This window comes from Nonomuraea sp. NPDC005650 (assembly GCF_040605375.1).
GTDB lineage: Bacteria > Actinomycetota > Actinomycetes > Streptosporangiales > Streptosporangiaceae > Nonomuraea.
In genome coordinates this window covers 32,361-56,956 of sequence record NZ_JBEXCR010000062.1, presented here as the reverse complement: position 1 = coordinate 56,956, position 24,596 = coordinate 32,361, and the positions used below count along the sequence as shown (strand labels likewise).

Sequence of the window (24,596 nt, the reverse complement as noted above, 5' to 3'; positions counted from 1 at the left end):
CGGTCAGGACGGCGTCTCGGCGCCCACCCGGGTCGCCAGCGCGTGCACCGCGTCGAGCGCCGCGGCGTGGGAGACCTCGTGCTGCTCGCGGAACTGCGCGAGGAAGGGCATGACCGTGGCGTGCGTGAGCTCGGCATGGACGAACTCCACGTCGTCCAGTCCGAGCACGGAGAAGTAGGCGCGCAGGTAGGGCTCCTGGAAGTCGAACTGCTCGCGGGGCGTGCCGGGCCCGTAGCCCCCGCCGCGCGCGCTCAGCACCACGGCCGACTTCCCCTTGAGCGGGAGCCAGGGCAGGGTCACGCGGTCGATCCACGCCTTGAGCGCGGCGGGCACCGTGAAGTTGTACATCGGCACGCCCAGGAGCAGGACGTCGGCCGCGAGGAGCTGCTCCACCAGCGGGCGGGTGGCTGCCCAGCTTCTGGCCAGTTCGGGGGCGCCGGCGGCCACTGTGTCCATGGTCTCGATGTCGCGGACGCCGTTGACGGATGACTGGGTGGCGAGGTGGACACGTTCCTCGTCGATGGGCGGCACCGGGTCCTCCACCAGGTCGCGATAGGTGTAGACCCCGGCCGGATGGGTGGCCCGCCAGTCGGCCACGAAGGCCCTGCCGAGCTTGCGCGAGAAGGAGTCGCTGCGCCCGCTGGCGTCCAGATGCAGAAGATGCGTCACAAGATTGCCTCACATTCAAGATGATCTGGAATCGCAATCAATATAGAGCAAGATAGTCTCAAGTCAAGAACATCTCGTCTTGCTATCATGCTCTGCATGGCCATCTCTGACGCCTCCGAAGGCTCGTCCGGCGGCTGGTTGCACCAGGACCTGCACTGGGTGTTCGCGCGGCTGAAGCAAGGCCTGGCCACAGCCGAGACCGCGGTCGTGCGGGAGCACGGCATGACGCTGTGGGGCTACACGGTTCTGATGGCGATCGTCGACGCCCCCGCCCGCACCCAGCTCGCCCTCGCCCAGGCCGTATCGGTCGACAAGAGCAAGCTGGTCCTCATCCTCGACGAGCTGGAAAGCACGGGCCTGGTGCGCCGCCGGCCGGACCCCGCCGACCGCCGGGCCCGGATCATCGAGGTCACCCCCGAAGGCAGCCACACACTCAAAGCCGCCCGCGGCGACATCGAGGCGATCGAAAACCAGCTCCTGGCCGGCCTCTCCCCTTCGGCTCGGACCGGCCTGCAGAGCGCGTTGCAGCATCTCGTCGGCGAGCCCATCGCGAGAGTCGAGGACGGACGGCCGCACGAAACCGCCTGCGCGCCCGACCAAGCCTGACCGCGCCCTCAACCAGTGGCCGGCCGCGCGTTCCCGCCTGTCCGATCCGTGCCTCGGTGCAGGTTATATCCCACCCCGAACCCGTACTCACCTGATAGCGTGGCAAGCGCAAGGCCATGGGAGGGCTTCCTTCTCACCCTTTTGGAACCGGAGTGCCCCTTCGCGGGGCGCCGGTCTGGTTCTAGCTCTTCCGCTTTCCTTGCATCCCCGGGGCTCTCCGCCCCGAAGACCTCCTTGAGGACGCGGGGACGCCACCCCGGCCGCGGACGGCGGTGCGGTTTCCGGCGTGGTGAAGGCCTTGGCGGAGCTTGAAGACGGGCACCCCCATCGTGTGAATCCCGCCGGACATGACGATATGCGACATCTCATGTGATGAGCGTTACAAATTCTGGCGCGTCGGCATGAGACCGGCGCATACTCCTGTTCCATGCCAAATCACATGATCAACCGGCGGGCCCTCCTGCGCGCCGGCATCGTCGCCGGCGGTCTCCTGACCGGCACGGCCTCCGCGGGCACCGCCGTATTCGCCCGCACCGCTCAGCCCTCGAACGGGACCGCCCCCGACCAGCGTCCCGCCACCCCGGACCAGGCGTGGGCGACGCTGCGCGAGGGCAACCGCCGCTGGGTGGACGGCACGGCCACCCACCCGCACCAGGACGTGGACCGGCGCAAGGAAGTGGCGCAGAAGCAGGACCCGTTCGCGGTCGTCTTCTCGTGCATCGACTCGCGGGTCTCCCCCGAATTAGTCTTCGACGCCGGGCTGGGCGACCTGTTCGTGGTGCGGACCGCCGGGCAGACCATCGACCCGCTGGTGACGGGCGCCGCCGAGTACGGTCCGGCCGAGCTCGGCACCCCGCTCGTCGTCGTGCTCGGCCATCAGCGCTGCGGAGCCGTCACGGCCGCCGCGGAAGCGCTGCACGATCACAAGAAGCTGCCCGGCGAGCTGAACACCATCGCCTCCGCCCTGCGTTCGGCCTACACGCGTTCGGGCGGCGACGTCGACAAGATGATCCGCATCAACACCGTCGACGTGGTCAAGCAGCTCAAGAAGGACAAGCTCTTCGCGCCTCGCATCGCCAAGGGTGAGCTCAAGGTCATCGGCGCGTACTACTCGATCGACACCGGCGCGGTCACCCGCCTCGTCTGACCCGGGGCTCGCGTCACCGAGCACGCCCTCGACAGCGGGGACGCTCAGCTTGAGCGCCCCCGCCGAGGTCATCGAACGGAAACCCGGCTCCGCCGCGAGCCCGTCCTCCACGTGGAAGAGCACCGACAGCGTGGAAGAGCACCGTCGTGGAAGAGCACCGACGGCGAGCAGCCTCACCCGGCCCGTAGTGCCGGTCGCTCCTGCGGCAGCGCCGCGCCGGTGTCCGGAACGTCCGGCCCGGTCGCGCCGCCGTACGTGGTGATCTTGTACTCGATCGCCGTGAGGGAAAGGGTCAGCTCACGGATCCGGCGGCGGATGGTGTCGCGATGTTCGACGAGCATGTCGAGCCGATCGGGCACCGTGTGCTCCCCCGCGTCGACGAGCGAGATGTAGTCCTGCAGGTCGCGCATCGGCATGCCGGACAGCCGCATCCGGGTGAGGAACACCAGGCGCCGCACCGCGTGGGCGTCGTAGACGCGGTGACCGTTGCCGTCGCGGGCCACCTCGACCAGCCCGGCCCGCTCGTAGTAGCGCAGCGTGTGGGGCGAGATGCCGAGGAGCTCGGAGACCTCGGCGATCATCATCGGCTCGGGCACGTCGGCCAGGTCGGTGAGACGGTGGATCGCCTCCACGGACGGCGGGCCGTCGTCCCCGACCGTTTCGAGTGCCCTGGTCATCAGGTCGTCGGTGGCCATGACCACCAGCCTAGACGGGCCGGACCGAAGCCGGGACACCCTCGAAGTCGGCGCTCCGAGCGGTCTCGGCCCACTGCTCGACCCCGTCCAGGCCACGCCGGTACGCGCCCGAGATCCGCTCGACCGCCTCGCGCCCGAGCGGAAGCCGCAGCGGCACCTCGTCGCCGTGCGCGAGGGACACGATGATCTCGGCCGCCCGTACCGGGTCGCCTTCCTGGCGGCCGTCGGCCCCGGCCATGTCCGCGCGTACCGCGGCCAGCAGTTCACGGTAGGTCTCGGACGTCTCCACGAACTCCAGCACGTCACCCGCGTTGAAGTCGGTCCGGAACCGGCTGGGCTCGACGATCATCACGCGGATCCCGAACTGCGCCACCTCGCCGGCCAGCGCCTCCGACCAGCCTTCGAGAGCGAATTTCGACGCGGAGTACGCCGACACGCCGGGGAACGACATCCGCCCGCCCTGGCTGCTCATCTGCACGATCGTCCCGGTGCCCCGCGCGCGCATCGCGGGCAGCGCCGCGCGGACGAGCGCGGCGGGGCCGAACAGGTGCAGATCCATCAGCTCACGCAGCCGCTCGTCGCCGACCTCCTCGACCGCTCCGACCACGGCCCGGCCCGCGTTGTTGACGAGCACGTCGAGCTGCCCGAAACGGACAAGGGTGACACGTACCAGCTCGGCGGCCGCAGTGGTGTCCCGGGCGTCGAACTTCGCGATCAGGCAGTCGTCCGGGTGCTTCGCCGCCAGGTCGGCCACGCTCTCCGGCCGGCGTACCGCCGCCACCACGCGGTCGCCCGCCATGAGCGCCGCCTCCGCCAGGGCGCGCCCGAAACCGCGGGACGCGCCGGTGATGATCCAGGTCTTCGTCGTCATGGCGGGAACGCTATGGCTTCGAGCGCGCTCGAACGCAAACCCGTAGCCGTTCCGAAGAGATCCATAACTCCGCCGCTCCAGGGTGAGGGTCAACCGTTCGCCGCACCGCGGTGTTCTTCCCGACGTCCTTCCCCTCGTTGCTCTGGAGCCCCTCATGACTGCCCGCTGGGCGGCCCTGCCCGTGCTGCTGGTCGCGGTGTTCGTGACCACGCTGGACTTCTTCGTCGCGAACCTGGCCGTCCCGTCCATCCGCGCCGACCTGCGGGCCGGTGACGCGGCGGTGCAGTTCGTGGTCACCGGGTACGGGCTGGCGTACGCGGCCGGGCTGATCACCTCCGGGCGGCTCGGCGACCTGTACGGGCACCGGCGGATGTTCCGTACCGGGCTGGCGCTGTTCACGGTGGCGTCGGCGGGGTGCGGGCTCGCGGACGGGGCGGCCTGGCTGGTGGCCGCCAGGGTCGCGCAGGGCGTCGCGGCGGCGCTGCTCGCGCCGCAGGTCCTCACGCTGCTCGGGGAGCTCTACCGGGGCGCCGACCGGGCCACGGCCTTCCGCTGGTACGGCACGGCCGTCGGCCTGGCCGGAGTCAGCGGCCAGGTGATCGGCGGCGTGCTGGTGTCCGCCGATCCGCTGGGGCTGGGCTGGCGGGCCTGTTTCCTGGTGAACGTGCCCGTCGGCGCCGCGGCGCTGGCCATGACCGGACGCCTGCTCCCCCCGCCGCTGCCGTCGCCGCCGCGGCGGGCCGGGGACGGCATGTCCCGGGCCCGGCTCGATCTGGGCGGGGCCGGGGACGGCGCGTCCCGGGCCCGGCTCGATCTGGGCGGGGCCGGGCTGGTGACCGCCGGGCAGGTGGCGGTCGTGCTGCCCCTGGTCGAGGGCCGCGAACAGGGCTGGCCGCCGTGGGCCTGGTGGTGTCTGGCCGCCGCCGGCCCGATCCTGGTCGCGTTCGTCCGCCGGCAGCGGCGGCTGGCGGCCTCGGGGCGGACCCCGCTGCTCGACCTCGGCGTGTTCACGGACCGGACGTTCGCCTGGGGGCTGGTCGCGGTGGCGCTGCTCTTCGGCACCTCGGCCGGGTTGTCGTTCGTGCTCGCCCTCTACCTGCAGGACGGCCTCGGCCTCGGCCCCCTCGCCGCCGGAGCCGTGTGCACCGCGCTCAACGCGGGCTTCTTCGCCGCCTCGCTCCGCCCTGGACGCTTCGGCGCACCCGTGCTGCTGCTCGGGCTGTGCCTCCTGTACGACGTCGTGGCGCGCGGGGCGCAGCCGTACCAGGTGGCCATGGCCCTCCTCGTGGTCGGGGCCGGGATGGGACTGATCATGTCGCCGTTGCTCTCCTCGGTGCTGTCGGCCGTACGCCCCGAGCGGGCCGGAGCCGCGGCCGGGGTGCTCGGGACCGTCCAGGAGACCGGGGGCGTGCTCGGCGGCACGATCACCGGCACCGTCTTCTTCAGCACTCTGGACGGCGGCGACTGGCGGAGCGCGACGCTGACCGCGCTGTCGGTGCTGGTGGCGGGCGCGCTGGGGGTGCTGGCCCATGCCGTGCTGCGTCCGCGCGCCCGAACCCCGGTGCCGGCGGGGCCGGGCGAGCAGTACGATCCCGCACCCGTCGACCCGTGCCGGCCGCCCAGCGCTCGCTGAGGGCACGCGTGCCTGGTGCGGCGGTGACGAGCCGAGGGCGGTCAGGCGACGACCGCGAGCAAGGTCGTCATGGCCGCGGTGAGCTCCGGGTCGCCGCTCGGGTTCGAGCGCGCGCGGGCCTCCTCGACGGTGATGCCCCTGGTCGACAGCCGCCAGAACGTGTCCTGGTCCATCGAGACACTCGCGGCCGGCCCGCTGCCGGGCGTCGCCATCCGCCATCGGCCGTCCTGCCGGGCCACGTTCCACTGCCCGCCGGCCGGCCCGAGCACCTCCAGGCGAGCCACCGTGCCGTCGGGGCGTTCGCACGTCCTCAGCGTGTGCGGCAGGGCGCGGGCGAAGACGTCCAGCACCGGCGCCATGAGCTCCGGCTGTGTGGCTCCGGGCAGGGAGACGGCGTCGCGGATCTGCTGCTGGTGGACCCAGAACTCGGTGTATTCGCGGGCGATGTCGAGCCAGGCGGGGCTGTCGCGGTCCGTGGCGGCCCAGGAGACATTCAGGTCGGCGGGCGTTCGCAGATCGCGTGCCGCCCAGAGGGCGTCCAGCTGCGGTCCCAGGTGCTCCAGCAGGTCGATCAGCACCTGCGGGCTGAGCTGCCGACCGGCCCGGACGAATTCGTCGTTGGTACGCGCGAGGTAGGCGGGAAGGGTCTCGTCGTCGGCGAAGACGGCGCCCCCGTACCCGTCGCGGCTGCCTGACAGGCGTCGCAGGTAGTCGTTGAGGACGTGACCGGCGACGTCGTGCACGTCCCAGCCTGGACAGATCGTCGGCTGGGCCCAGTCCGCCGGGCCCAGCGCACGCAGCAGGTCCAGCATGGCCTGCCGCTCGCGCGGGAACAGCGGGCGGACGTCGATGACCGGGCCGAAGATCGTCATGGCGCGACCCTACTGAACTCCGCGACCAGGTGAAACCCGATATCGAGCCGGTCCGGCCTGCGACGGGACCGCTAGCGGAGGAGCACCGGCAGCGTCGTGGGCCCCTCGGTGACGAGGGACGAGGTGTACGGGAGCTCGCCGGGCTCGACCGCCGGCCGCAGATCGGGGAACCTGCCGAACAACGACGCCAGCGCGATGCGTGCCTCCAGCCTGGCCAGCGGCGCCCCCAGGCAGAAGTGCGGACCGCGGCCGAACCCGAGGTGCGCGTCCGGCTCCCGCGCCGCGTCGAACCGCTCCGCCTCCCCGCCGAACCTGCCCCTGTCCGTCCCGGTGCTGGCGACGCCGACCATGATGGGCTGGCCCGCCCCGACCGTCACCCCGCCGAGCCGCACGTCCCGCAGCGGATACCGGAACATGACGCTGATCACCGAGTTCCTGCTGCGCAGCGCCTCCTCCACCACCTGTTCCCAGGCGTACTTCGCGCGCGCGTAGGCCAGCTGCTCCGGGTCCGAGCACAGGGCGACGACCGTGTTGGCGAGCAGGTGCACCGTGGTCTCGTGACCGGCGATGAGCACCAGCCACAGGATCCACACCATCTCGCTGTCGGACAGGCGGTCGCCGTCGTCCTCCTGCGCCCGGATCAGGCCCGTGGTGAGGTCGTCGTCCGAGTCGTCGCGTTTGCGCTCGATGAAGGCGGCCAGATACCCGAGCAGCCCCGCGTTGGCGGCGAGCATCTCCTCCGGCGGGGTGGTGTGCTGCAGCAGGGTGTGGCTCCAGTCGCGGATCTGCTGCTGCTCGGCCCGCGGCACCCCGAACAGCTCGCAGATCACCATGACCGGCAGCGGTTCGGTGAAGAAGCTCACCAGGTCCACCGGGTCACCCTGGTCGGCCATCCGGTCGAGCAGTTCGTCGGTGATCTGCTGGATGCGCGGGGCCAGCCCCTGCACGCGGGCCGGGGTGAAGGCCCGGTTGATGAGCCCCCGCAGCCGCCGGTGGTCCGCGCCGTCCTGGGTCAGCAGGTGTTCGCCCTCGATGAGCTGGCGCAGCGGCCAGTCGGCCGGGATGGTGCCGTCGTTCAGCGCCGTGAAGTTCGCCGGGTTCTTGCTGAACAGCGTGTCGTCGTGCGTCAGGATCTCGTTGACCACATCGTACGAGGTCGCGAGCCAGGCGGGCACCTGGCCCGGCAGCTCGACGCGTAAGATCGGCCCGCTCTGGTCGTGGTAACGGCGGATGGTCTCGGACGTCCGCTCCGACGGCACGGGGATCTGGAGAGGAGTAGCCATGGAAATTCCCCACTATGCGATCAATGTCCCCCTCACTTTCCGCGTTGCCCCCGACCGGGCCAAGTCGCGAACGTTGTCACTGCCGAGCCCTCAACATCTGCCGCTCCCGCCATTGCGAAGGCGTCGCGCAGGCTAAGCCTGAGTCACGCTCGTCACCGCCGTCCGCCGAACTCCCAGTCGTGGACCTCGATGTCGGCGTACCGGTCCTGGGTCAGGACGGAGCGCGCCGCATCGGGGTCCGGCGCCCGGACCAGCAGCGCCGTACCCAGCCAGGTGGTGCCGTCGTCGGACAGCAGCGGCCCGTACGCGATCAGTTCGTCCCGATCGGGCGGCGGGACGAGGTCGGCGGCCTGACCCGATCCGAGGCCCAGCACCAGATACCGGTTGCCGCCCTCCCGGCCGCCGGGGAAGTCCCACATGGTGCGTCCCAGCACGTTGCGCCATCGGCGCAACATCACGTCCCGGTACACACCCGCCTGGTAGTTGGGCTCGTCGAAGGCGAACGCACGCGCGGTGGCCAGATCCGGCAGGTCCACGATGTGCACGCTGCCGGTGGCCGTGTCGGTGCCCCGGCCGAAGGTCGGGCCACGGGCGATCATCTCCGCCGCGTACCGGTCCATGTAGGACCAGTGGGCTTCCAGCAACTCGTCGCGCAGCGCGGCGGTGTCAGACCGGTCACGGTGATAGCAGAGGAACTCCATGCCGAGAGTTCCTACCACGAACCTCGCTCAGGGCCTGCCGGCGCCGGGCACGGAGACGGGGAGGGTGAGGATCTGTCCGGTGCGTGGCCCGTCGGTCAGCCGCCGGAGGTTGTCGGTGACGCCGTCGGACGCGCGCCACTCGGCGGTCAGGACGAACAGGGTGCGCCGGTCCGGACCGCCGAGCATCAACGCGAACGGCGCCTGGTTCTCCGGGAGTTCGATGCTTTCGAGGATCTTGCCGCCCTCGGCGACGCGAGCGACGGAGGAACCGCCGATGGAGACCCATACCGCGCCTTCTGCGTCGAGGCAGATGCCGTCCGGGGCGACGCCGTCGGCGAAGACCCGCCGGTTGGCCAGCCCTCCGTCCGCGTCGACGTCGAACGCGGTGAGCCGCCCCGCGAACGACTCCGAAACGATCAGCGTCCGGTCGTCGGGCGTGATGACCATGCCGTTGGGGAACTGGATGTCGTCGGCGACCTGGCGCAGCTCCCCGTCCGGCGTGACGAGCTTGATGTAGCCGGGCTTGGGCGCTCCGCCACCGGCGAAGTCGAAGTCCGCGCCGTTGATGTAGACGTTGCCGCGCCCGTCCACGACGATCTCGTTGCCGCCCTGTTCGGCGACGGTGACCATCGACCCGCCGGGCTCCTGGCGGCGCAGCCTGTCCCCGGTCACCAGCAGCCTGCCGTCGGGCAGCCAGTCGATGGAGTACCCCATCGGCACCGGTCCCCGTACGGATGCGACCTCCGGCTTGCCGTCAAGGTCGACGGCCACGATCTCCCTGTCGATCCAGTTGCAGAACCACAGTCGGCCCTCGTGCCAGCGCGGCGACTCGGGAATCCCCAGACCGCTCAGCAGGATCTCCGGCTTGGACATGACGCCTCCTCATTTCGCCCGGCCACACCGACCGCGGCCCGGCTTTCCTGCCCTCTACACGAACGGCCCCCTGCCAGATCGACACTCTCCCGTACGTGCCTTCAAGGTCGGACGAGCTCCAGGGCGATGGCCCACCAGTCGCCCGGCCCCCAGCCGAGGAACTATTAACTTCGTCAAGAATTGAATTCCGGCAAGGGAGCATTTACGCTCCAGAGGTCCGATGTCTCCACTACCCCCCGGTGGTGACCATGCCCTCCCGACGATCTCTCCTCAAGGCCGGCGGAGCTCTCACCGCGGCCACGCTCGTCCCCGGAACCATGTCCGCGCACGCCGAGGCCCAATCGGCTGACCCCTGGCACGAGGTGCCGCGCATCCTGCGCAAGATCCGGCCCCCTCGGTTCAGGAACCGAAGGTGGGATGTCACCGCGTTCGGCGCCGTGGGTGATGGCACGACCGACTGCACGGCCGCGTTCAGGGCCGCGATCGCCGAGTGCCATCGCAGGGGCGGCGGCCGGGTCGTCGTCCCGCCGGGACGCTTCCTCACGGGCGCCATCCACCTGCTCAGCGACGTCGAGCTGCACGTGTCCGAAGGCGGCGTGATCGCCTTCAGCACCGACCCGAACGCGTACCTGCCGGTCGTCTTCACCCGGTGGGAGGGCACGGAATGCTACAACTACAGCCCCTTCATCTACGCCCACGGCCAGCGCAACATCGCGGTCACGGGCAAGGGCACGCTCGACGGCCAGGCCCGGCAGGGCCCGTGGGAGAGCTGGTACGCCAACAGCGGCCCCCAAGGCGCCGACCAGCGGGAGCTGCGCAGGATGGGCGACGAAGGCGTGCCGGTCGAGCAGCGGGTGTTCGGGGCGGGGCACTATCTGCGCCCGGCCATGGTCCAGTTCGTGAAATGTCGCGACATCTTGGTCAGTGACGTCACGATCCTCGAACCGCCCATGTGGACCGTGAACCCGGTCCTGTCCACGAACGTCACCGTCCGCGGCATCACCGTGGTCAGCACCCTCTACAACACCGACGGCTGCGACCCCGAGTCGTCGTCGTACGTGCACATCCACGGCTGCCGGTTCAACACCAACGACGACTGCGTGGCGGTCAAGTCGGGACGCGACGCCGACGGCAGGCGGGTGGGCGTGCCCAGCGAGAACATCGTCGTCCAGGACTGCCTGTTCTCGGGCCGCTGGGGCGGCATCACGGTCGGCAGCGAGATGTCGGGCGGCGTCCGCAACGTCTTCGCCGAACGATGTGTGATCAACTCGCCGGACTTCCCCGGCAACTACCCGGTGAAGTACCCCGTCTACATCAAGGCCAGCAAGAAGCGCGGCGGTTTCGTCAGGGGCGTCTACGTACGCGGCTTCACCGGTCAGAACGTGGACCGCGAGGTGATGTTCGTCAACATGGCCTACGCGAGCAACGAGCAGGGCACCGAGCCGGTGTCGGTACGCGACCTCCGGATGGAGCACACCAAGCTGGACGGCGCCGACGCCGTGCTGAACCTCGTCGGCCTGGAGACCGACCACCTGGCCGGTGTGCGGCTTGAGCGGTGCGTGTTCACGAACGTCACCGGCCCGGACAAGGTCGCGTTCACGGACGATCTGGTGCTGCGGAAGGTGTTCGTGAACGGAGTGGAGCAGTGAGGAATCTACTGCGGTCGCAGTAGCGTGGACGGGTACCAAGGGATGAGGGAATCCGCCCAGCTCAGCCCTAGTGTTTAAAGGTGCGTACGGTGACCTGGCTGAGACGGGAACTCCTTTCCCGGCCCTATGCGGCCGACACGATCCTGGCCGTGTGCGTGTATGCGATGACGCTGCTGGCGCCGGGCCCGCCCCCGCCGACGCCGGGGGCGGAGTGGCACGGCCCGGCGCAGCCCCTCACCGCGCAAGACCTCGCGCTGGCCGCGGTCGTCTGCGGCGCTCTGGCCTTCCGGCGGCGGTGGCCCCGCTCCGTGCTCGCCGTCACGGTCGCCGGGTTCGTCGCCTACACCGCGATCGGCACCGGGCGGAGCCTGTTGGACCTGTGGCCGGCGATCGCGGTCTACACGGTGGCCTCGCGATGCCCGCGCCGGCACGCGTGGGCGTACGGCGGGCTCGCCGCGCTCGTGGTCGCCGTGGCCAGGATCGTGTTCGACGGGAGTGGGTGGCTGGCGCCCGAGGTGCTGGCGCCGATCGCGTCCATCGGCATGGCCACCGCGGTCGGGGACTCGCTGCGCAGCCGCCGGGCCTATGTGGCCGCCGTCGAGGAGCGGGCGCGCCGGGCCGAGGCGACGCGCGAGGAGGAGGCCGAACGCCGGGTGATGGAGGAACGGCTGCGCATCGCCCGGGAGTTGCACGACGTTCTCGCCCACCACATCGCGCTGATCAACGTGCAGGCGCAGGTGGCCTCGTACACGCTGGTGACCGAGCCCGAGCAGGCCCGCACGGCGCTGGGCCACGTCCGCGAGGCCGGCAGGGAGGCGCTGGACGAGTTGCGGACGACGGTGGGGCTGCTGCGCCGTCCCGGCAGCCGCGACGAGCTCCTCACCGAGCCCGCGCCGGGGCTGGACCGGCTGCCCGACCTGGTCGACTCCTTCACCGCCGCCGGGCTGAAGGTGGGCCGGCTCGTCTGCGGCGAGCCGCGGCCGCTGCCCGCGCCCGTGGACCTGGCCGCGTTCCGGATCGTCCAGGAGGCGCTGACCAACGTGAGCAAGCACGCGCCGCGGGCGACCGCCACCGTGCGGATCGAGTACGCCGCCGACGGGATGATCGTGGACGTGACCGACGACGGCCTGGGTGGCGCGGGCGGGATCTCCTCCGGGACCGGTCACGGGCTGATCGGCATGCGGGAGCGGGCCCTGTCGGTCGGGGGCACCTTCCTCGCCGGCCCCGTGGACGGCGGCGGGTTCCGGGTGCACGCCGTGCTCCCCACCTCCAGGGAGAGCGGGCGATGACCGTCAAGGTGCTGCTGGCCGACGACCAGGCGCTGGTCCGCGCCGGGTTCCGGGTGCTGATCGACTCGGCCCCCGACCTGCGGGTGGTCGGCGAGGCCGCCGACGGTTATGACGCCGTACGGCTGGCGCGCGAGACCATGGCCGACGTGGTGCTGATGGACGTGCGCATGCCTGGGATGGACGGCCTGGCCGCGACGCGGGCGATCACCGGCGACGCCGCCATGGCCGGGGTCCGGGTGCTGGTCCTGACCACGTTCGAGATCGACGAGTACGTCTTCGCCGCGCTGCAGGCGGGCGCCAGCGGCTTCCTCGGCAAGGGCGTGGAGGCCGGCGAGCTGCAGGAGGCCATCAGGGTGGTCGCCAAGGGCGAGGCGCTGCTGTCGCCGTCGGCGACCAGACGCCTGATCACCCGCTTCCTGGCCGGCCCCGGCGTATCGGCCCAGCACGTGCCCGAAGACCTGGCCGTGCTCACCGAGCGCGAGCGCGAGGTGATGATCCTGGTGGCCTGCGGGCGCACCAACGACGAGATCGCCGACCTGCTGGGCATCAGCCGGGTGACCGCCAAGACGCACCTCAACCGGGCCATGGCCAAGCTGAAGGCGCACGACCGCGCCCAGCTGGTGATCATCGCGTACGAGACCGGCCTGGTCCGCCCCCAGACCCGCTGATCGGCCGGGAACCGCGAGCGCAGTAGCCCGCGTCCCGCGTCTACTGCGCTCGCCGCAGCTCAGAACCCTCCTGCGGGCGGACGTCCGTCCGGAGCGACGCCACGAGGCTTGAAGGGTGACGTTCCGGCGCCGCGGACCGTCGAGGACCGCCGGTCCGGCATCCCCTACATGAGGAAGTCAATGATCAACATGAGCCGCGCCCCAGGCGCCCTCCGCGATTTTCAGCCCGAGCAGTTGCCGAATCCCACGGTCGAGATCGTCATCCCCGTCTACAACGAGGAGCGCGCGCTCCCGGGATGCCTGCGCACCCTGCACGCGCACCTCCGCGAGCGGATGCCGTTCCCCTGGCGGATCACCGTGGCGGACAACGCGAGCGTCGACCGGACGCTGGAGGTGGCCCGGGAGCTGGCCGCCGAGCTGCCCGGGACGAACGTGGTCCACCTCGGCAGGAAGGGACGCGGGCTCGCGCTGCGGACGGTGTGGGGCGCGAGCGAGGCCGACATCGTCGTCTACATGGACGTCGACCTGTCCACGCGCCTGGACGGGCTGCTGCCGCTGATCGCCCCGCTCGCCAGCGGCCACTCCGATCTCGCCATCGGCAGCCGGCTGGCCCCCGGCGCGCGCACGGTACGCGGTCCGCGCCGCGAGCTGATCTCCCGCTGCTACAACGCGATCATCCGGCTCACGCACGGAGCCCGCTTCACCGACGCGCAGTGCGGTTTCAAGGCCGCCCGTACGGACGTGCTCGGCCCCCTTCTCGAAAGAACCCAGGACGACGCCTGGTTCTTCGACACCGAGCTGCTGCTGCTCGCCGAGCACAACGGGCTGCGCATCCACGAGGTCCCGGTCGACTGGGTCGAGGACGTCGACACCCGGGTCGACGTCGTCAGCACCGCCGCCGACGATCTGCGCGGACTGTGGCGGGTGGCCCGCATGAAGGCGTCGGGCGTCGCGCGGGCCCCGCTGCCCAGGCGCCCCGCCCCCGCCGCCGAGCACCCCGACGCCGTGCTGGCCCCCCGCAGGGCGGGCTCCCGGATCACCTGGGAGGTCGGCTGCTTCGTGGCCATCGGCGTGCTCTCGACAGCCGGCCAGGCCCTGCTTTACTGGCTGCTGCGCGCGTGGTGGCCGCCCGCGCTCGCGAACCTGGTGTCGCTGGTCGTCCTCACCGTGCTCAACACCGAGGCCAACCGCCGCCTCACCTTCCGTTGGTCCGGCACGGGGGCCGGGCGGGCGCACCTGGGGGCCGGCGCCCTGTTCGTGCTCGGGTACGTCGTCACCTCCGCCGCCGTGCTGCTGTTCCGCCAGGTCCAGCCCGACGCGTCGGCCGCGGCCGAGACGCTCGTGCTCACCGCCTCGTCCGTGCTGGTCACCGCCGTCCGCTTCGTGACGCTGCGGCTGGCCGTGTTCCGCCGTACCACGCCCTGACCGACTTCGGAGAAGCGAAGCACAGATGACCCACACCACCGAACTCCCGTCGCCGCCGCGCGCCGCGGACCGCCCGCTCCCGGCCTGGGCGGCCCCGGCCGCGCTCGCGGTGATCCTGCTCCTGGCCGCCGGCCTGTACGGCTGGGCCCTGGGCTCCCTCGGCTGGGGCAACAGCTACTACTCCGCCGCCGTGAAGTCGATGGGCCAGAGCTGGACGAACTTCCTGTTCGGCGCCTACGACCCGGCCGGCGTGATCACCGTCGACAAACCGCCTGCGGCGCTGTGGCCGCAGGTACTCAGCACCAAGATCTTCGGCCTGCACGGCTGGGCGATGATCCTGCCCCAGGTGCTGGAGGGAGTCGCTACGGTGTTCCTGCTGCACCGCACCGTACGCCTGTGGGCCGGCGAGGCGGCCGGGCTGCTGGCCGCGCTGGTCCTGACCCTGACCCCGATCACGGTGGCGATCAACCGCGACAACAACCCCGACACCCTGCTGGTGCTGACGCTGGTGGCGGCGGCGTACGCGCTGACCCGGGCCCTGCGGACCGACTCCGGCCGGGCCGGCCTGCGGTGGTTGTGCGCCGCCGGGCTCCTGATCGGCCTCGGCTTCATGGCCAAGATGCTGGCCGCGTGGATGGTGATCCCCGCCTTCGCGGCGGCCTGGCTGGTCGGCGCGCGCGGCCCCTGGCTCGGCCGGCTCGGCAGACTGCTGGCCGGCGGCGGCGTTCTCGTGGCGTCCTCCCTGTGGTGGGTGGCGATGGTCGCGCTCTGGCCGGGCAGCCGCCCGTACGTCGGCGGCAGCACCGACGGCGGCGCCTGGGACCTGGTCATCGGCTACAACGGCCTCGGCCGGATCCTCGGCGGGGGCGGCGGCGGGCCGGCGGGCGGCTTCGGCGGCGTGCCGGCGGGCGGGAGCGGCGGCGGGCCGGCGGGCGGCTTCGGCATCTCGTTCGGTGGGGCGGCCGGTCCTGGACGGCTCTTCAACGACCAGGTCGGCGGGCAGATCAGCTGGCTGCTGCCGCTGTGCGGGGTGGCCCTGGCGCTGGCCGTGGCCGTCGCCGTGCTGCGCCAGCGCGGGGTCGCGACGACCGGTGAGCCGCTCGCCGCGTCCGGATGGGTGCTGTGGGGGACCTGGCTGGTGGTCTGCGGCCTGGTGTTCGCCACCCAGCAGGGGATCTTCCACCCGTACTACACGACGCAGCTGGCCCCGGCGATCGCCGCCATCGTCGCGGGCTTCGCCACGACGCTGGCGCGCGCCCACCGGGCGGGGGCTCGCTGGGCGCTCCCGCTGGGAGCCGGGGCCGTCGCGGTGAGCGCGGCCTGGGCCTATGTGCTGATCGAACGGGTCCCGTCCTGGAACGGCTGGCTGGTATGGCCCGTGGCCGCGGCCGGGGTGGCGGCGATCGTCCTGCTCCTGCTGTCGGCCGGCCGGCGACGGCTGCTGCCCGCCGCCCTCGGCGTCGCGGTCGTGGCGGTGCTGGCGGCGCCCGCGGCCTGGGCGGTCAGCGTCCCGGGCACCACGTCGGCGATGGGTGGCACCAACCCCACCGCGGGGCCGGCGACCATGCCCTTCGGCCGCGGGGGCGGGGGCGGGGGCGGGTTCGAACCCCCGGCGGGCATGGAGCTCCCGGCGGGGATGGAACTCCCCGAAGGATTCCCGGGCGGGAACGGCGGCATGCCGTCCGGGCTCCCCGGCGGCTTCCCCGGCGGCGGGGCCGAGCTCACCCCCGACCAGCGCAAGATCCTCGACTACGTCGTCAAGAACTCCGGCTCCGCCCGGATCAAGCTCGCCGTCGAGGGTGGCGCGATGCTCGCTTCCGGCTTCGTGCTGAACAGCGACGCCACCGTCATCGGCATGGGCGGCTTCACCGGCATCGACGACGCCCCGACCGTCCGGCAGTTGGAGGACTGGACGAGCTCCGGGCAACTGCGCTTCGTGCTGGGATCCGGCGGGGGCGGCTTCGCCGCCATGATGGGCGGGACGGGCTCGCAGCGCACACAGTGGATCAAGGACAACTGCGCCGAGGTCCCCGCCGCCGCGTACGGGGGTGGTTCCACGTCCGGCGGCATCCCTGGAGGCACCACGACCCTCTACGACTGCGCCGCAAACTGACCAACAGTACCAATTTGGTCAGTTCGTCGGGTAGGGTCGTGGTGACACGACAGAGAGGGAGCCGTCATGAAGGACGCAGGCGGGCGCGGCCGTGCGCTGGTGGTGGGGCTCGGGATCGCGGGCATCGCCACCGCGCTGCGGCTGCGTCAGGTCGGCTGGGAGCCGGTTGTGGTGGAGCGGGCCCCGGCACGCCGCTCGGGCGGGTACTTCATCCTGCTGTTCGGCACCGGTCTCGCCTCCGCGCGGCGGCTGGGCGTGCTGGAGGCGATCGGCGACCGTACCCCGCGGCCCGCCCCGTACGAGGTGAACCGGGCCGGACGCCACACCGTCGGCATGAGCCTGGCCGGCCTGCCCGGCAAGCCGCGGGTGGTGCTGCGCGGCGACGTCGAGCGGGCGCTGTTCTCCGCGCTGCCGGCCGATGTGGAGATCCGCTATTCCACCGTGCCCACCCACCTCCGCCAGGACGATTCGGGAGTGGAGGTGACGCTGAACGACACGGTCACCGAGCGCTTCGACCTGGTGGTGGGCGCCGACGGGATGCGCTCGACCGTACGCGGGCTGGCCTTCGGCCCCGAGGATCACCTGCGTCCGCTGAACTACATGATCGGCGCCACGGTCCTGGACAAGCCGCTCGACGGCATCCGGCAGGACCAGGGCCTGACCCTGGCCGAGCCGGGACGCTCGGCCTGGATCTTCCCCTTCGCCGACCACGCGCCGGGCCTGCTGTTCTCCTACCGCACCGGCGACGTCGACGCCGAGTTCGCCCGACCGCCGGTCGAGTCCATCCGCGCCGCGTTCGGCCCGCAGCCCGCCGGGCCGCTCCTGGAGAAGCTGCTCACGGCGTTCGAGCAGGCCCCGGAGTTCCTGTTCGACTCGGTGAACCAGGTCAAGATGCCGCGCTGGCACCAGGGCCGGGTGGTCCTGGTCGGCGACGCCGCCTGGTGCGTGACCCTGTACGCGGGCATGGGCGCCTCCAGCGGCATCGCCGGAGGCGAGCTGCTCGGCACCATGCTGCAGCGCCACCCCGCCGACCTGCCCGGCGCGCTGCGCGCCTGGGAGGCCCGGATGCGGCCCTTCATCGAGACCGAGCAGAACAGCGCGCTGATCATGCGGAGGATCTTCACGCCCCACGACCGCAAGGAAATGATCACGCGTACCGCGATGCTGCGCCTCATGCGCGCGCCGCTCATCGGGCAGGCGATGGGCAAGATAATGAACGGCGCGGACATGAAGAACAAGACTCTCGACGTCGCCGCCGTGTGACCTGACCGCAGCACGAAAGAAGAGGACAGCCCAGGTGAGCCAGCTGATCGAACGCCACTCCCGCAAGGCCGCCCGCATCCTGGACAGCGCACGGGAGCTGGTGCTCGATCACGGCGTGCGCAAGGTCACCGTCAGCGAGATCGCCCGCGCGGCGGGGGTCGGCAAGGGCACCGTCTACCTGTACTGGCCCGCCAAGGAGGACCTCATCCTGGGCCTGTTCGCCCGCGAGGTGCTGACCTTCCTGGACGAGATCACCGCCCGCATCGCCGCCGACCCCGCCACCGTGCTGCCGCGCCGCCTGGCCCCGCTGCTGATCCGCACGGGGCAGCGGCTCCCCCTCGCCCGCCGCGCGCAGAGCGGCGACGCCGACCTGCTGCGGCTGCTCACCCAGCAGGCCGGCGACCGCGAGTTGTTCGCCCGCACCACGCCCGGCGCCCTGTGCCAGACGGGCATGCCGATCCATCACCGCCACGGGCTGATCCGCCAGGACCGTCCCCTGCGCGACCTGACCTACGCCGTGCACGCCGTGCTCACCGGGTTCGGCGCCGCCCTGTCCGACCCGGCCACCGCCTCGCTCGGCGTCGACGACCCCGACCAGGTCCTCGCCGACACCGTGGCCCTGCTGCTCGACCCTCCCGTCCCCCCCGGCGAGGCGGCCATCGCCGCGGCCGCCGAGGAGACCCTCGCCGTCCTGCGCCAGATCCAGCAGGCGATGCTGGACCTCATCGGACGCAGCCAGACCCTCCAGCAATGACCTCGGTCAGCGGGCGGGCGACGCCCGGGCACGAAGATCGGGAAGGTCACTCGCCGGTGAGCGCCGACGTCAGCGGCAGGCGGCGGGCCACCAGGGCGGGCACCGCCGAGGCGAGCACTGCAAGCAGCACGGCGGTCCCGGCGGATGCCAGCGCGCCGAGCATCGGCACTCCCGACAGTTCCCCGGCCAGTCCCACGGCTGCCGCGACCCCGAGGGCCGCCCCGGCCAGCGCACCGAGCAGGCCGATGACGACGCCCTCCGACATCACGAGCCGGGCCACGGTGCGGTCCGGCCAGCCGGTGGCGCGCAGGGTGGCCAGCTCCGCGTCGCGTTCCCGTACGCCGAGATAGAGCACGTCCGCCACCGCCAGCGCGCCGAGCGCGAACATGACGGCGACCGCCGCGTAGTCCGCCGGCCTGGCCTGCAGCACGATCGCGTCGCCGAGCAGGGAACCGACGACCCGGCCCTGGAAGGCGTACGTGACCGCGAGGAGCACGCTGAGCGCGAACACCGACACCATGAGCGTGGTGGCGCCGAGCAGGGTGCGGCCCGGCGCCCGGGCCAGGCCGGCCAGCGCCAGCCCGGTCACGCCGCGCGGCGAGCGGGCCCGGCGCGTGACGCGTACGTCGGCCCGCACCGCCGCGATCGACGGCACGGTGGAGGCCCGCCAGGCGGGGAACGCCCCGGCGGCCAGCGCCAGCAGCAGGGCCGCGGGCACCGCCAGCAGCGCGCGGGGCAGCGAGACGTCCAGCCCTGCCCACGACGACAGCGGGATGGCGAGCCCGGCCGACAGCAGCCCGGCCAGCAGCCCGACCGTGCCGACCTCCCACAGCACCACGCCGAACAGCCTGCCCCTCGACCAGCCCAGGCAGGACAGCACGCCCAGTTCGGAACGCCTGGAGCGCACCACCGCGGCGGCGGCGTTCAGCACGAAGCACCCGCACACGGCCAGGATGAGCACGAACAGCACGACCGACTTGCGGTCGGCCTCGTCGAGGATGCGGTAGGCGACCCCTTTGCCGACCCAGTTCTCCCGGAGGGCGAGCGACGGCCGGCCGTACTCGCCGGCGGGCAGCGCCACGGTGACCGGCGAGGGCGAGGCGCCCATGGTGATGTCCACGTCCAGGCCGGTGGCGGCCACGATGTCGCGGGCCACCTGGGAGATGAGTTCGCGGCTGACCGGGTCGGGGCCGGTGACGCCGGCCACGCGGATCCTGATCACGCTCAGCGGCGCCTTGGCCAGCGTGCCGTTCCGGTCCCGTCCGGCGATCTTGGCCATTCCGCCGAGGTCGGTGAGCAGGAGCGGCGGGGCCTGCAGGTAGCCGCCCACGTTGTCGGTGGGCAGCAGTTTCCCGCCGTCGAGCAGGATGCGGCTCCGGTCGTCCGCGGCGGCGACGGACGGCGGGTTGTACGTCTCCATCGGCACCTGGGACAGCTCGGAGAAGCCCGGCAGCCGGGCGGCGTCGAAGCGGCCCATCAGCTTCATGAGCAGCGGCCCGCCGAGCCCGTCCTCGCCCTTCATGCCGGTGGCGAGCGGGTGCAGGCTCAGCTTGCGGAACTGGACGTCGGCCGAGCCGACGGGCGGGCCGCCCACCCAGGCCGGATCGCGCCAGATCTTCTTGTCGTTGGTCACCTGCTCGGGCGTCAGGGTGCCGGCGGCGTCGCGGCGGTAGTCCACGGGCCCGACCGTCCAGTAGCGGGTGAGCGGCGAGAAGACGCCTTGGGCGAGCTGCTTGCCCTGGTTCGCCCAAGTGTCGAGGAGGTCTTCGAAGAACGCCTGAGGCTCCAGGCTCACCTTCTTGGCCGGGGCGCCCTTGTGGGACTCCAGGTAGGCGCGGAGCTTCCCGGCGGGCTCACCGCCGGCGACCATCTTCGCCGCCTGGGCCGGCAACCTGCTGACGGCGATCTCCTCGCGCTGGTCGAGCATCGGCCGGGTGGTGGCCAGCAGGGGCACGTCCCATTTGGTGAGCTTCTCGTCCGTGCCCAGGTAGCTGCCCTGTACGACTGCCTTGTCCAGCCCGGCGAGCTCGGCCTCCGCCTTGGGGTCGACCGCGGCGAGCAGGAGCGGGAAGTCCTGGGAGAGCTCGACCATGGCCTGCCCCTTCTTGGGCCCGCCCTTGCCCCATGGCAGCGGCACGCCCTCGCCCTTGCCGCTGCGGGTGGACCACACGTCGGCGGTGGGGCCGCCGGAATCGTCCGGCCGCGGCCAGCCCAGCGAGGTGCCGAGGGTGACGTCCCGGTTCCCGCCCACGCTCTCCGTGGTCTGGTCGAGCCGGTCGCCTTCGGCGAAGGTGAACGACAGCGGGCGGTCGGTGACGTACTGGTAGTGCGGCGCGGCGGGGATCCGGGTGAGCCCGCCGTCGGCCACGCGGGTGCGGTCCACCCGCAGCATCGTCCGCTCGCCCCCGCTCAGCGCGTCGGTGACCGGCACCTGTACGGTCCCGCGCCCGGTGATGTAGCCGATCATGCCGATCGGGGCGGCGACCGCGATGCCGTCGAGCTTCCTGATCGAGGCGTACTGGTCGAGGGTGATGCCCCCGTGGATGCCGGACAGGTAGTTGGCCCTGACCAGGCCGGTCGAGCGCTCGATCGCCGTGGCGGAGCCCTTGGGGCGGACGAGGATGTCGTACTGGGCGCGGTAGTTGTCCTTGACCTTGCCCACGATCTCCAGCTGCTGCGTCCGGGCGGTGCCGGTCAGCACGCTGAAGGCGGTCGCGGCCACGAGGATGCCGAGCAGCAGCACCAGGGCGCGGCCGGCCCGATGCCTGAGCTGGGCTGCGGCGAGCCGGATCATCCGAGCCTGCCGATGCGGTCCAGCACGTCGGCGGCCGGGAGGATGGCGTCGTCGCCCACGACCCGGCCGTCGGCCAGCCGGATCAGGCGGTCGCAGGTGGCGGCCAGCTCGGGGTTGTGGGTAGCGATGATCATGGTCATGCCGTACTGGTCGCGCAGCCGGAGCAGCAGATCGACGATTTCCCGGCCGGTCCCGCTGTCGAGCGCGCCGGTGGGCTCGTCGGCCAGCAGCAGCGGCGGGCGGCCGATCAGCGCGCGGGCGATGGCCACCCGCTGCTGCTGGCCGCCGGACAGCTCCGACGGCAGCACGCGCTCCCGGTCCGCCAGCCCGACCGCCGCCAGCAACTCCCGTGCCCGCGCCTTCCTGTCGAAAGACACCCGGTACGGCAGCACCGGCGCCAGCACGTTGTCCACCGCGCTCAAGGCGGGCAGCAGGTGGAACCGCTGGAACACGAACCCGATCCGCCGCCTGTGCCCATCCAGCCCGCGACGCGGCAGCGCCTGCCCGTCGACGCGGATCTCGCCGGAGTCCGGCAGGTCCATCCCGCCGATGAGCTGCAGCAGGGTCGACTTGCCCGCGCCGGAATGGCCCATCAGCGCGGTCGTCCCACCTGCGGGGAACTCCAGGCTCACCTCGTGGAGCGCTTTGGCCGAGCCATAGGTGCGGCTGACTTGTTGAAGGGTGATCGCTACTCCCATGGCCCCTACATTGCCACAATGTAGAGAGCTACATTGCGACAATCTAGGGAATGATCGGACAATGCCGTTGAGTCACGCCGTTCTCGCCCTGCTCTCCGAGGGCGCCAGCCACGGATACGAGCTCAAGACCCGCTTCGAGGCAGCCGTCGGGCCCCAGTGGGGCGGGCTCAACATCGGGCACCTCTACCAGATACTCGACCGCCTGGTCAGGGACGGTCATGTGGTCCGCAGCCACGTCACGCAGAGCGACCGGCCGGACAAGACGCTCTACCGGCTGACCGAGGAGGGGGCGGCCGAGCTGACGGGCTGGGCGACCGCGCCACACGTACGCGGCGGCGGCTTCCGCGACGAACTGTTCCTCAAGCTGCTCGCCGCCACCAGGCTCGGCACCGGCACCCTCACCGCCTTCACCGCGGCCCAGCGCCAGGCGTTCCTGTCCGACCTGGCGGGGCTGACCAGGCTCCGGCGCGAGAACGACGCCGACCCACTGGTGGCGCTGCTGATCGACGCCGCGATCGCCCACATCAAGGCCGACCTGCAGGTGATCGAGGCCGCGGAACAGCGCCTGACCCCGCTCGCCGAGCAGGCGCCCGGGATCACGGCGACGGAGGACGGCGAGCCGGCCACCGGCGACCGGCACCTCAGCCGAGGCGGCCAATGACGGCAATTTCCGGGCAGCATCGGCGCGCGCGTCAATAAATGCCCGAGGCCATTGTTCTAGAAGCCTCTACAGTATCGCCATAAATTTGCCATAAATTTGCCACACACTCATCGACCTGCATAAATGCACGAATTTGGCGTATCTGAAAGCACAGCTTCGTAGGCGATTGGAGCACCATTCCAGGAAATTGTCCAGCTCTTGTCGAGCGGTTTGTCAGCCCTTACCCTCCAGGTGATCAAATCACTTTCTCCCTTTACCTGGAGGCACAACTTGCGTCGATTAGCGATCCCCGTCGCCCTCTCGGCGACGCTCCTCCCCTTCCTCGCCCCGGAAGTCTCCGCCGCCGCGCTCGCCGACCCGCCGCCGGCCGCGGTCCAGGAGATCGGCCCCGGGCAGTACTCCTCCGACACCAAGACCTTCAAGCTCACCGAGCTGGACGTGTCCGCGGGCGCGATCAGCCGCCGCCATGGCGTGGCCCTGGCCAGCGACGATCTGGCCCGGCCGCAGTCGGCCCCGGCCACCCGTCCCGAGTTGGGCGTGTTCGGGCCGGGCTGGCAGGCCGCGTTCGTCGGCGGTGAGATCAACCGGAAGCTGGAGAGCCAGAACGGCACCATCGTCGTCACAGAACTCGACGAAGGGACGTCGACCAGCTACCCCCTGAAGAGCAGCGTCTCCTTCCCCGACGGCGGCGGCATCCTGACGTACGAGGCCTCCGACGGGTCCAAGGTCACCGAGACCACGAAGTGGGACGCGGTCATCGGGGCGATGCGCACCACGACGACCGAGACGTTCGTGACGGATCTGGGCCCCCTGGACGCGGGCGACGACACCTTCACCAACGCCGACGGCACCCCCGTCAGCGCCGGTGACCTCAAGCTCACCTACACCTGGGCGCGGCAGTCCGGGGCGCCGAGCGCCGACCCCTGGCGGGTCACCAGCGTCGGCACCGTCGCCTTCGGCAAGTCCTCGATCACGTACGACGCCCAGGGCCGGGTCAGCACCGTCAAGGAGCCGGCGACGGCCGAAGCCCCCGAGTCGGTCACCACGTTCACCTACGCCACGACCACCACGGCCACCAGCACCTCCTTCGGCGACTACGCGGGCCGCCTCAAGCAGGTCGCGGTCACCTACGGGACCGACGCGCCGCAGACCGAGGCCGGCTACGCCTACGACCCGAACGGCCTGCTGCGCGCCGTGACCGACCCCAGCCTGGGCGCCACCCAGGCGACCTACGACTACGACCCGGTGGGACGTCTGTCGTCGATCGAGTCCGTCAGCAACGGCGGGTGGCAGCTCACCTTCCCGGCGGGCGCCGCGGCTCCCCAGGTGACCGCCACCGGCACCGACATGCCGGCCAACGGCGGGGCGACCGAGGGCGCGGCCGGGCTCGACGACCCCGACGCCACCGAGCCGCCGGCCAGCGACTTCCTGCCGGACGGCGTGGATCCCCCGCAGTCCTACCCGAAGAAGTGCGACTCGGCCAAGACCTGGATGTGGTACACGAAGTCGGGCTGCTCGGCCTGGGCGTTCCACGGCGGCAAGTGGCGCAAGCCGGACTGGAAGCGGACCGCCAGCGGCTTCAAGGTCAGGGGCATCGAGTACGACCACTGCACGAAGTCCCCGGACCGCCCCGCCGGGTTCGACTTCAGGCCGGCCTGCGACTCCCACGACTACGGGTACGGCCTGATGACCAACCAGAAGAAGAAGTACAAGTACTACCTCGACCGGACCTACTTCAGAAAGCTCGACGTGGACACCCGGTTCTACATCACCTTGAACGACAAGGTGTGCGGCGGCTACTTCTTCCTGGTGCGCGGCACCTGCAGGAAACTGGCCAAGGTCTATTACGCGGCCGTCCTGGCCTTCGGCATGCCCTGAGCGAGACGTGAGCGGGCCGGACGGCGGGCATCCCCCGCCGTCCGGCCATCCTGT

The 24,596-nt window shown here is 71.5% G+C and carries 21 protein-coding genes; 12 read left to right on the top strand and 9 right to left on the bottom strand.

The features are described from left to right. Window positions 1-3 precede the first annotated feature (3 nt). The gene (locus ABZS69_RS59590; protein ID WP_355391477.1) at window positions 4-669 is read right to left on the bottom strand and encodes an NAD(P)H-dependent oxidoreductase; all 666 of its coding nucleotides are present in this window, start codon (window positions 667-669) and stop codon (window positions 4-6) included. 96 nt (window positions 670-765) lie between these two features. Between ABZS69_RS59590 and ABZS69_RS59585 the strand changes: the two genes are divergently transcribed. Both ABZS69_RS59585 and ABZS69_RS59580 read left to right on the top strand, forming a co-directional pair. After that, on the top strand, window positions 766-1,275 hold the full coding sequence (locus ABZS69_RS59585) for a MarR family winged helix-turn-helix transcriptional regulator (RefSeq protein ID WP_355391475.1): 510 nt from the start codon (window positions 766-768) through the stop codon (window positions 1,273-1,275). 427 nt (window positions 1,276-1,702) lie between these two features. Then, window positions 1,703-2,422: a carbonic anhydrase gene (locus ABZS69_RS59580; protein WP_355391472.1), complete on the top strand. Its 720-nt coding sequence runs from the start codon at window positions 1,703-1,705 to the stop codon at window positions 2,420-2,422. 173 nt (window positions 2,423-2,595) lie between these two features. On the opposite strand, the gene ABZS69_RS59575 is transcribed toward ABZS69_RS59580, so the two are convergent. Both ABZS69_RS59575 and ABZS69_RS59570 read right to left on the bottom strand, forming a co-directional pair. After that, complete coding sequence (locus ABZS69_RS59575; RefSeq protein ID WP_355391469.1) at window positions 2,596-3,117, bottom strand: MerR family transcriptional regulator; 522 nt, start codon at window positions 3,115-3,117, stop codon at window positions 2,596-2,598. A 10-nt stretch (window positions 3,118-3,127) separates the two neighbouring features. Continuing rightward, on the bottom strand, window positions 3,128-3,988 hold the full coding sequence (locus tag ABZS69_RS59570) for an SDR family NAD(P)-dependent oxidoreductase (protein WP_355391466.1): 861 nt from the start codon (window positions 3,986-3,988) through the stop codon (window positions 3,128-3,130). Window positions 3,989-4,142: 154 nt separating this feature from the next. On the opposite strand from ABZS69_RS59570, the gene ABZS69_RS59565 reads away from it, so the two are divergent. Next, entirely contained in the window at window positions 4,143-5,621 is a 1,479-nt protein-coding gene (locus ABZS69_RS59565; RefSeq protein ID WP_355391463.1) for an MFS transporter, read from the top strand. Window positions 5,622-5,662: 41 nt separating this feature from the next. Here the strand turns inward: ABZS69_RS59565 and ABZS69_RS59560 are convergent, their stop codons facing one another. The 4 genes from ABZS69_RS59560 to ABZS69_RS59545 form a co-directional block, all read right to left on the bottom strand. Continuing rightward, complete coding sequence (locus ABZS69_RS59560) at window positions 5,663-6,493, bottom strand: maleylpyruvate isomerase family mycothiol-dependent enzyme (protein WP_355391460.1); 831 nt, start codon at window positions 6,491-6,493, stop codon at window positions 5,663-5,665. Window positions 6,494-6,564: 71 nt separating this feature from the next. After that, window positions 6,565-7,776, bottom strand: coding sequence for a cytochrome P450 (locus ABZS69_RS59555; RefSeq protein WP_355391457.1), 1,212 nt, complete (start codon window positions 7,774-7,776; stop codon window positions 6,565-6,567). A 152-nt stretch (window positions 7,777-7,928) separates the two neighbouring features. Beyond that, on the bottom strand, window positions 7,929-8,477 hold the full coding sequence (locus tag ABZS69_RS59550) for a YciI family protein (protein ID WP_355391454.1): 549 nt from the start codon (window positions 8,475-8,477) through the stop codon (window positions 7,929-7,931). 27 nt (window positions 8,478-8,504) lie between these two features. Beyond that, a complete protein-coding gene (locus ABZS69_RS59545) occupies window positions 8,505-9,350 on the bottom strand; it encodes an SMP-30/gluconolactonase/LRE family protein (RefSeq protein ID WP_355391451.1) in 846 nt (281 codons plus the stop codon). A gap of 248 nt (window positions 9,351-9,598) precedes the next feature. On the opposite strand from ABZS69_RS59545, the gene ABZS69_RS59540 reads away from it, so the two are divergent. The 7 genes from ABZS69_RS59540 to ABZS69_RS59510 all read left to right on the top strand — a co-directional run bounded on the left by ABZS69_RS59540 (window position 9,599) and on the right by ABZS69_RS59510 (window position 18,511). Then, a complete protein-coding gene (locus tag ABZS69_RS59540; RefSeq protein ID WP_355391512.1) occupies window positions 9,599-10,999 on the top strand; it encodes a glycosyl hydrolase family 28 protein in 1,401 nt (466 codons plus the stop codon). An 89-nt stretch (window positions 11,000-11,088) separates the two neighbouring features. Continuing rightward, window positions 11,089-12,288 (top strand): sensor histidine kinase, encoded by a 1,200-nt coding sequence (locus ABZS69_RS59535; protein ID WP_355391449.1) that lies wholly within the window; start codon window positions 11,089-11,091, stop codon window positions 12,286-12,288. Then, on the top strand, window positions 12,285-12,956 hold the full coding sequence (locus ABZS69_RS59530) for a response regulator transcription factor (protein ID WP_355391446.1): 672 nt from the start codon (window positions 12,285-12,287) through the stop codon (window positions 12,954-12,956). The genes ABZS69_RS59535 and ABZS69_RS59530 overlap by 4 nt, the downstream gene beginning before the upstream one ends. Before the next feature lie 189 nt (window positions 12,957-13,145). Next, window positions 13,146-14,381: a bifunctional glycosyltransferase family 2/GtrA family protein gene (locus ABZS69_RS59525; RefSeq protein WP_355391443.1), complete on the top strand. Its 1,236-nt coding sequence runs from the start codon at window positions 13,146-13,148 to the stop codon at window positions 14,379-14,381. Window positions 14,382-14,406: 25 nt separating this feature from the next. Continuing rightward, window positions 14,407-16,494, top strand: coding sequence for a glycosyltransferase family 39 protein (locus tag ABZS69_RS59520; RefSeq protein WP_355391441.1), 2,088 nt, complete (start codon window positions 14,407-14,409; stop codon window positions 16,492-16,494). A 66-nt stretch (window positions 16,495-16,560) separates the two neighbouring features. After that, window positions 16,561-17,757 (top strand): FAD-dependent monooxygenase, encoded by a 1,197-nt coding sequence (locus ABZS69_RS59515; protein ID WP_355391438.1) that lies wholly within the window; start codon window positions 16,561-16,563, stop codon window positions 17,755-17,757. Between the two features lie 34 nt (window positions 17,758-17,791). Further along, the gene (locus tag ABZS69_RS59510; protein WP_355391435.1) at window positions 17,792-18,511 is read left to right on the top strand and encodes a helix-turn-helix domain-containing protein; all 720 of its coding nucleotides are present in this window, start codon (window positions 17,792-17,794) and stop codon (window positions 18,509-18,511) included. 46 nt (window positions 18,512-18,557) lie between these two features. Here the strand turns inward: ABZS69_RS59510 and ABZS69_RS59505 are convergent, their stop codons facing one another. Next, on the bottom strand, window positions 18,558-21,305 hold the full coding sequence (locus tag ABZS69_RS59505) for an ABC transporter permease (protein WP_355391432.1): 2,748 nt from the start codon (window positions 21,303-21,305) through the stop codon (window positions 18,558-18,560). Further along, the gene (locus ABZS69_RS59500; RefSeq protein ID WP_355391429.1) at window positions 21,302-22,003 is read right to left on the bottom strand and encodes an ABC transporter ATP-binding protein; all 702 of its coding nucleotides are present in this window, start codon (window positions 22,001-22,003) and stop codon (window positions 21,302-21,304) included. Before ABZS69_RS59500 ends, ABZS69_RS59505 begins: the two co-directional genes overlap by 4 nt. A gap of 61 nt (window positions 22,004-22,064) precedes the next feature. On the opposite strand from ABZS69_RS59500, the gene ABZS69_RS59495 reads away from it, so the two are divergent. Next, window positions 22,065-22,664, top strand: a complete 600-nt coding sequence (locus ABZS69_RS59495) for a PadR family transcriptional regulator (protein ID WP_355391426.1) — start codon at window positions 22,065-22,067, stop codon at window positions 22,662-22,664. Between the two features lie 270 nt (window positions 22,665-22,934). Further along, the gene (locus ABZS69_RS59490) at window positions 22,935-24,542 is read left to right on the top strand and encodes a phospholipase A2 (protein WP_355391423.1); all 1,608 of its coding nucleotides are present in this window, start codon (window positions 22,935-22,937) and stop codon (window positions 24,540-24,542) included. Window positions 24,543-24,596 lie beyond the last annotated feature (54 nt).

What these genes read in the sequence shown, in the direction of transcription:
- ABZS69_RS59500 (WP_355391429.1), bottom strand. Translation starts at nt 22,003, where the DNA reads ATGGGAGTAGCGATCACCCTTCAACAAGTCAGCCGCACCTATGGCTCG.
- ABZS69_RS59525 (WP_355391443.1), top strand. Translation starts at nt 13,146, where the DNA reads ATGAGCCGCGCCCCAGGCGCCCTCCGCGATTTTCAGCCCGAGCAGTTG.
- ABZS69_RS59515 (WP_355391438.1), top strand. Translation starts at nt 16,561, where the DNA reads ATGAAGGACGCAGGCGGGCGCGGCCGTGCGCTGGTGGTGGGGCTCGGG.
- ABZS69_RS59565 (WP_355391463.1), top strand. Translation starts at nt 4,143, where the DNA reads ATGACTGCCCGCTGGGCGGCCCTGCCCGTGCTGCTGGTCGCGGTGTTC.
- ABZS69_RS59580 (WP_355391472.1), top strand. Translation starts at nt 1,703, where the DNA reads ATGCCAAATCACATGATCAACCGGCGGGCCCTCCTGCGCGCCGGCATC.
- ABZS69_RS59545 (WP_355391451.1), bottom strand. Translation starts at nt 9,350, where the DNA reads ATGTCCAAGCCGGAGATCCTGCTGAGCGGTCTGGGGATTCCCGAGTCG.
- ABZS69_RS59550 (WP_355391454.1), bottom strand. Translation starts at nt 8,477, where the DNA reads ATGGAGTTCCTCTGCTATCACCGTGACCGGTCTGACACCGCCGCGCTG.
- ABZS69_RS59575 (WP_355391469.1), bottom strand. Translation starts at nt 3,117, where the DNA reads ATGGCCACCGACGACCTGATGACCAGGGCACTCGAAACGGTCGGGGAC.
- ABZS69_RS59505 (WP_355391432.1), bottom strand. Translation starts at nt 21,305, where the DNA reads ATGATCCGGCTCGCCGCAGCCCAGCTCAGGCATCGGGCCGGCCGCGCC.
- ABZS69_RS59560 (WP_355391460.1), bottom strand. Translation starts at nt 6,493, where the DNA reads ATGACGATCTTCGGCCCGGTCATCGACGTCCGCCCGCTGTTCCCGCGC.
- ABZS69_RS59530 (WP_355391446.1), top strand. Translation starts at nt 12,285, where the DNA reads ATGACCGTCAAGGTGCTGCTGGCCGACGACCAGGCGCTGGTCCGCGCC.
- ABZS69_RS59570 (WP_355391466.1), bottom strand. Translation starts at nt 3,988, where the DNA reads ATGACGACGAAGACCTGGATCATCACCGGCGCGTCCCGCGGTTTCGGG.
- ABZS69_RS59495 (WP_355391426.1), top strand. Translation starts at nt 22,065, where the DNA reads ATGCCGTTGAGTCACGCCGTTCTCGCCCTGCTCTCCGAGGGCGCCAGC.
- ABZS69_RS59585 (WP_355391475.1), top strand. Translation starts at nt 766, where the DNA reads ATGGCCATCTCTGACGCCTCCGAAGGCTCGTCCGGCGGCTGGTTGCAC.
- ABZS69_RS59540 (WP_355391512.1), top strand. Translation starts at nt 9,599, where the DNA reads ATGCCCTCCCGACGATCTCTCCTCAAGGCCGGCGGAGCTCTCACCGCG.
- ABZS69_RS59555 (WP_355391457.1), bottom strand. Translation starts at nt 7,776, where the DNA reads ATGGCTACTCCTCTCCAGATCCCCGTGCCGTCGGAGCGGACGTCCGAG.
- ABZS69_RS59520 (WP_355391441.1), top strand. Translation starts at nt 14,407, where the DNA reads ATGACCCACACCACCGAACTCCCGTCGCCGCCGCGCGCCGCGGACCGC.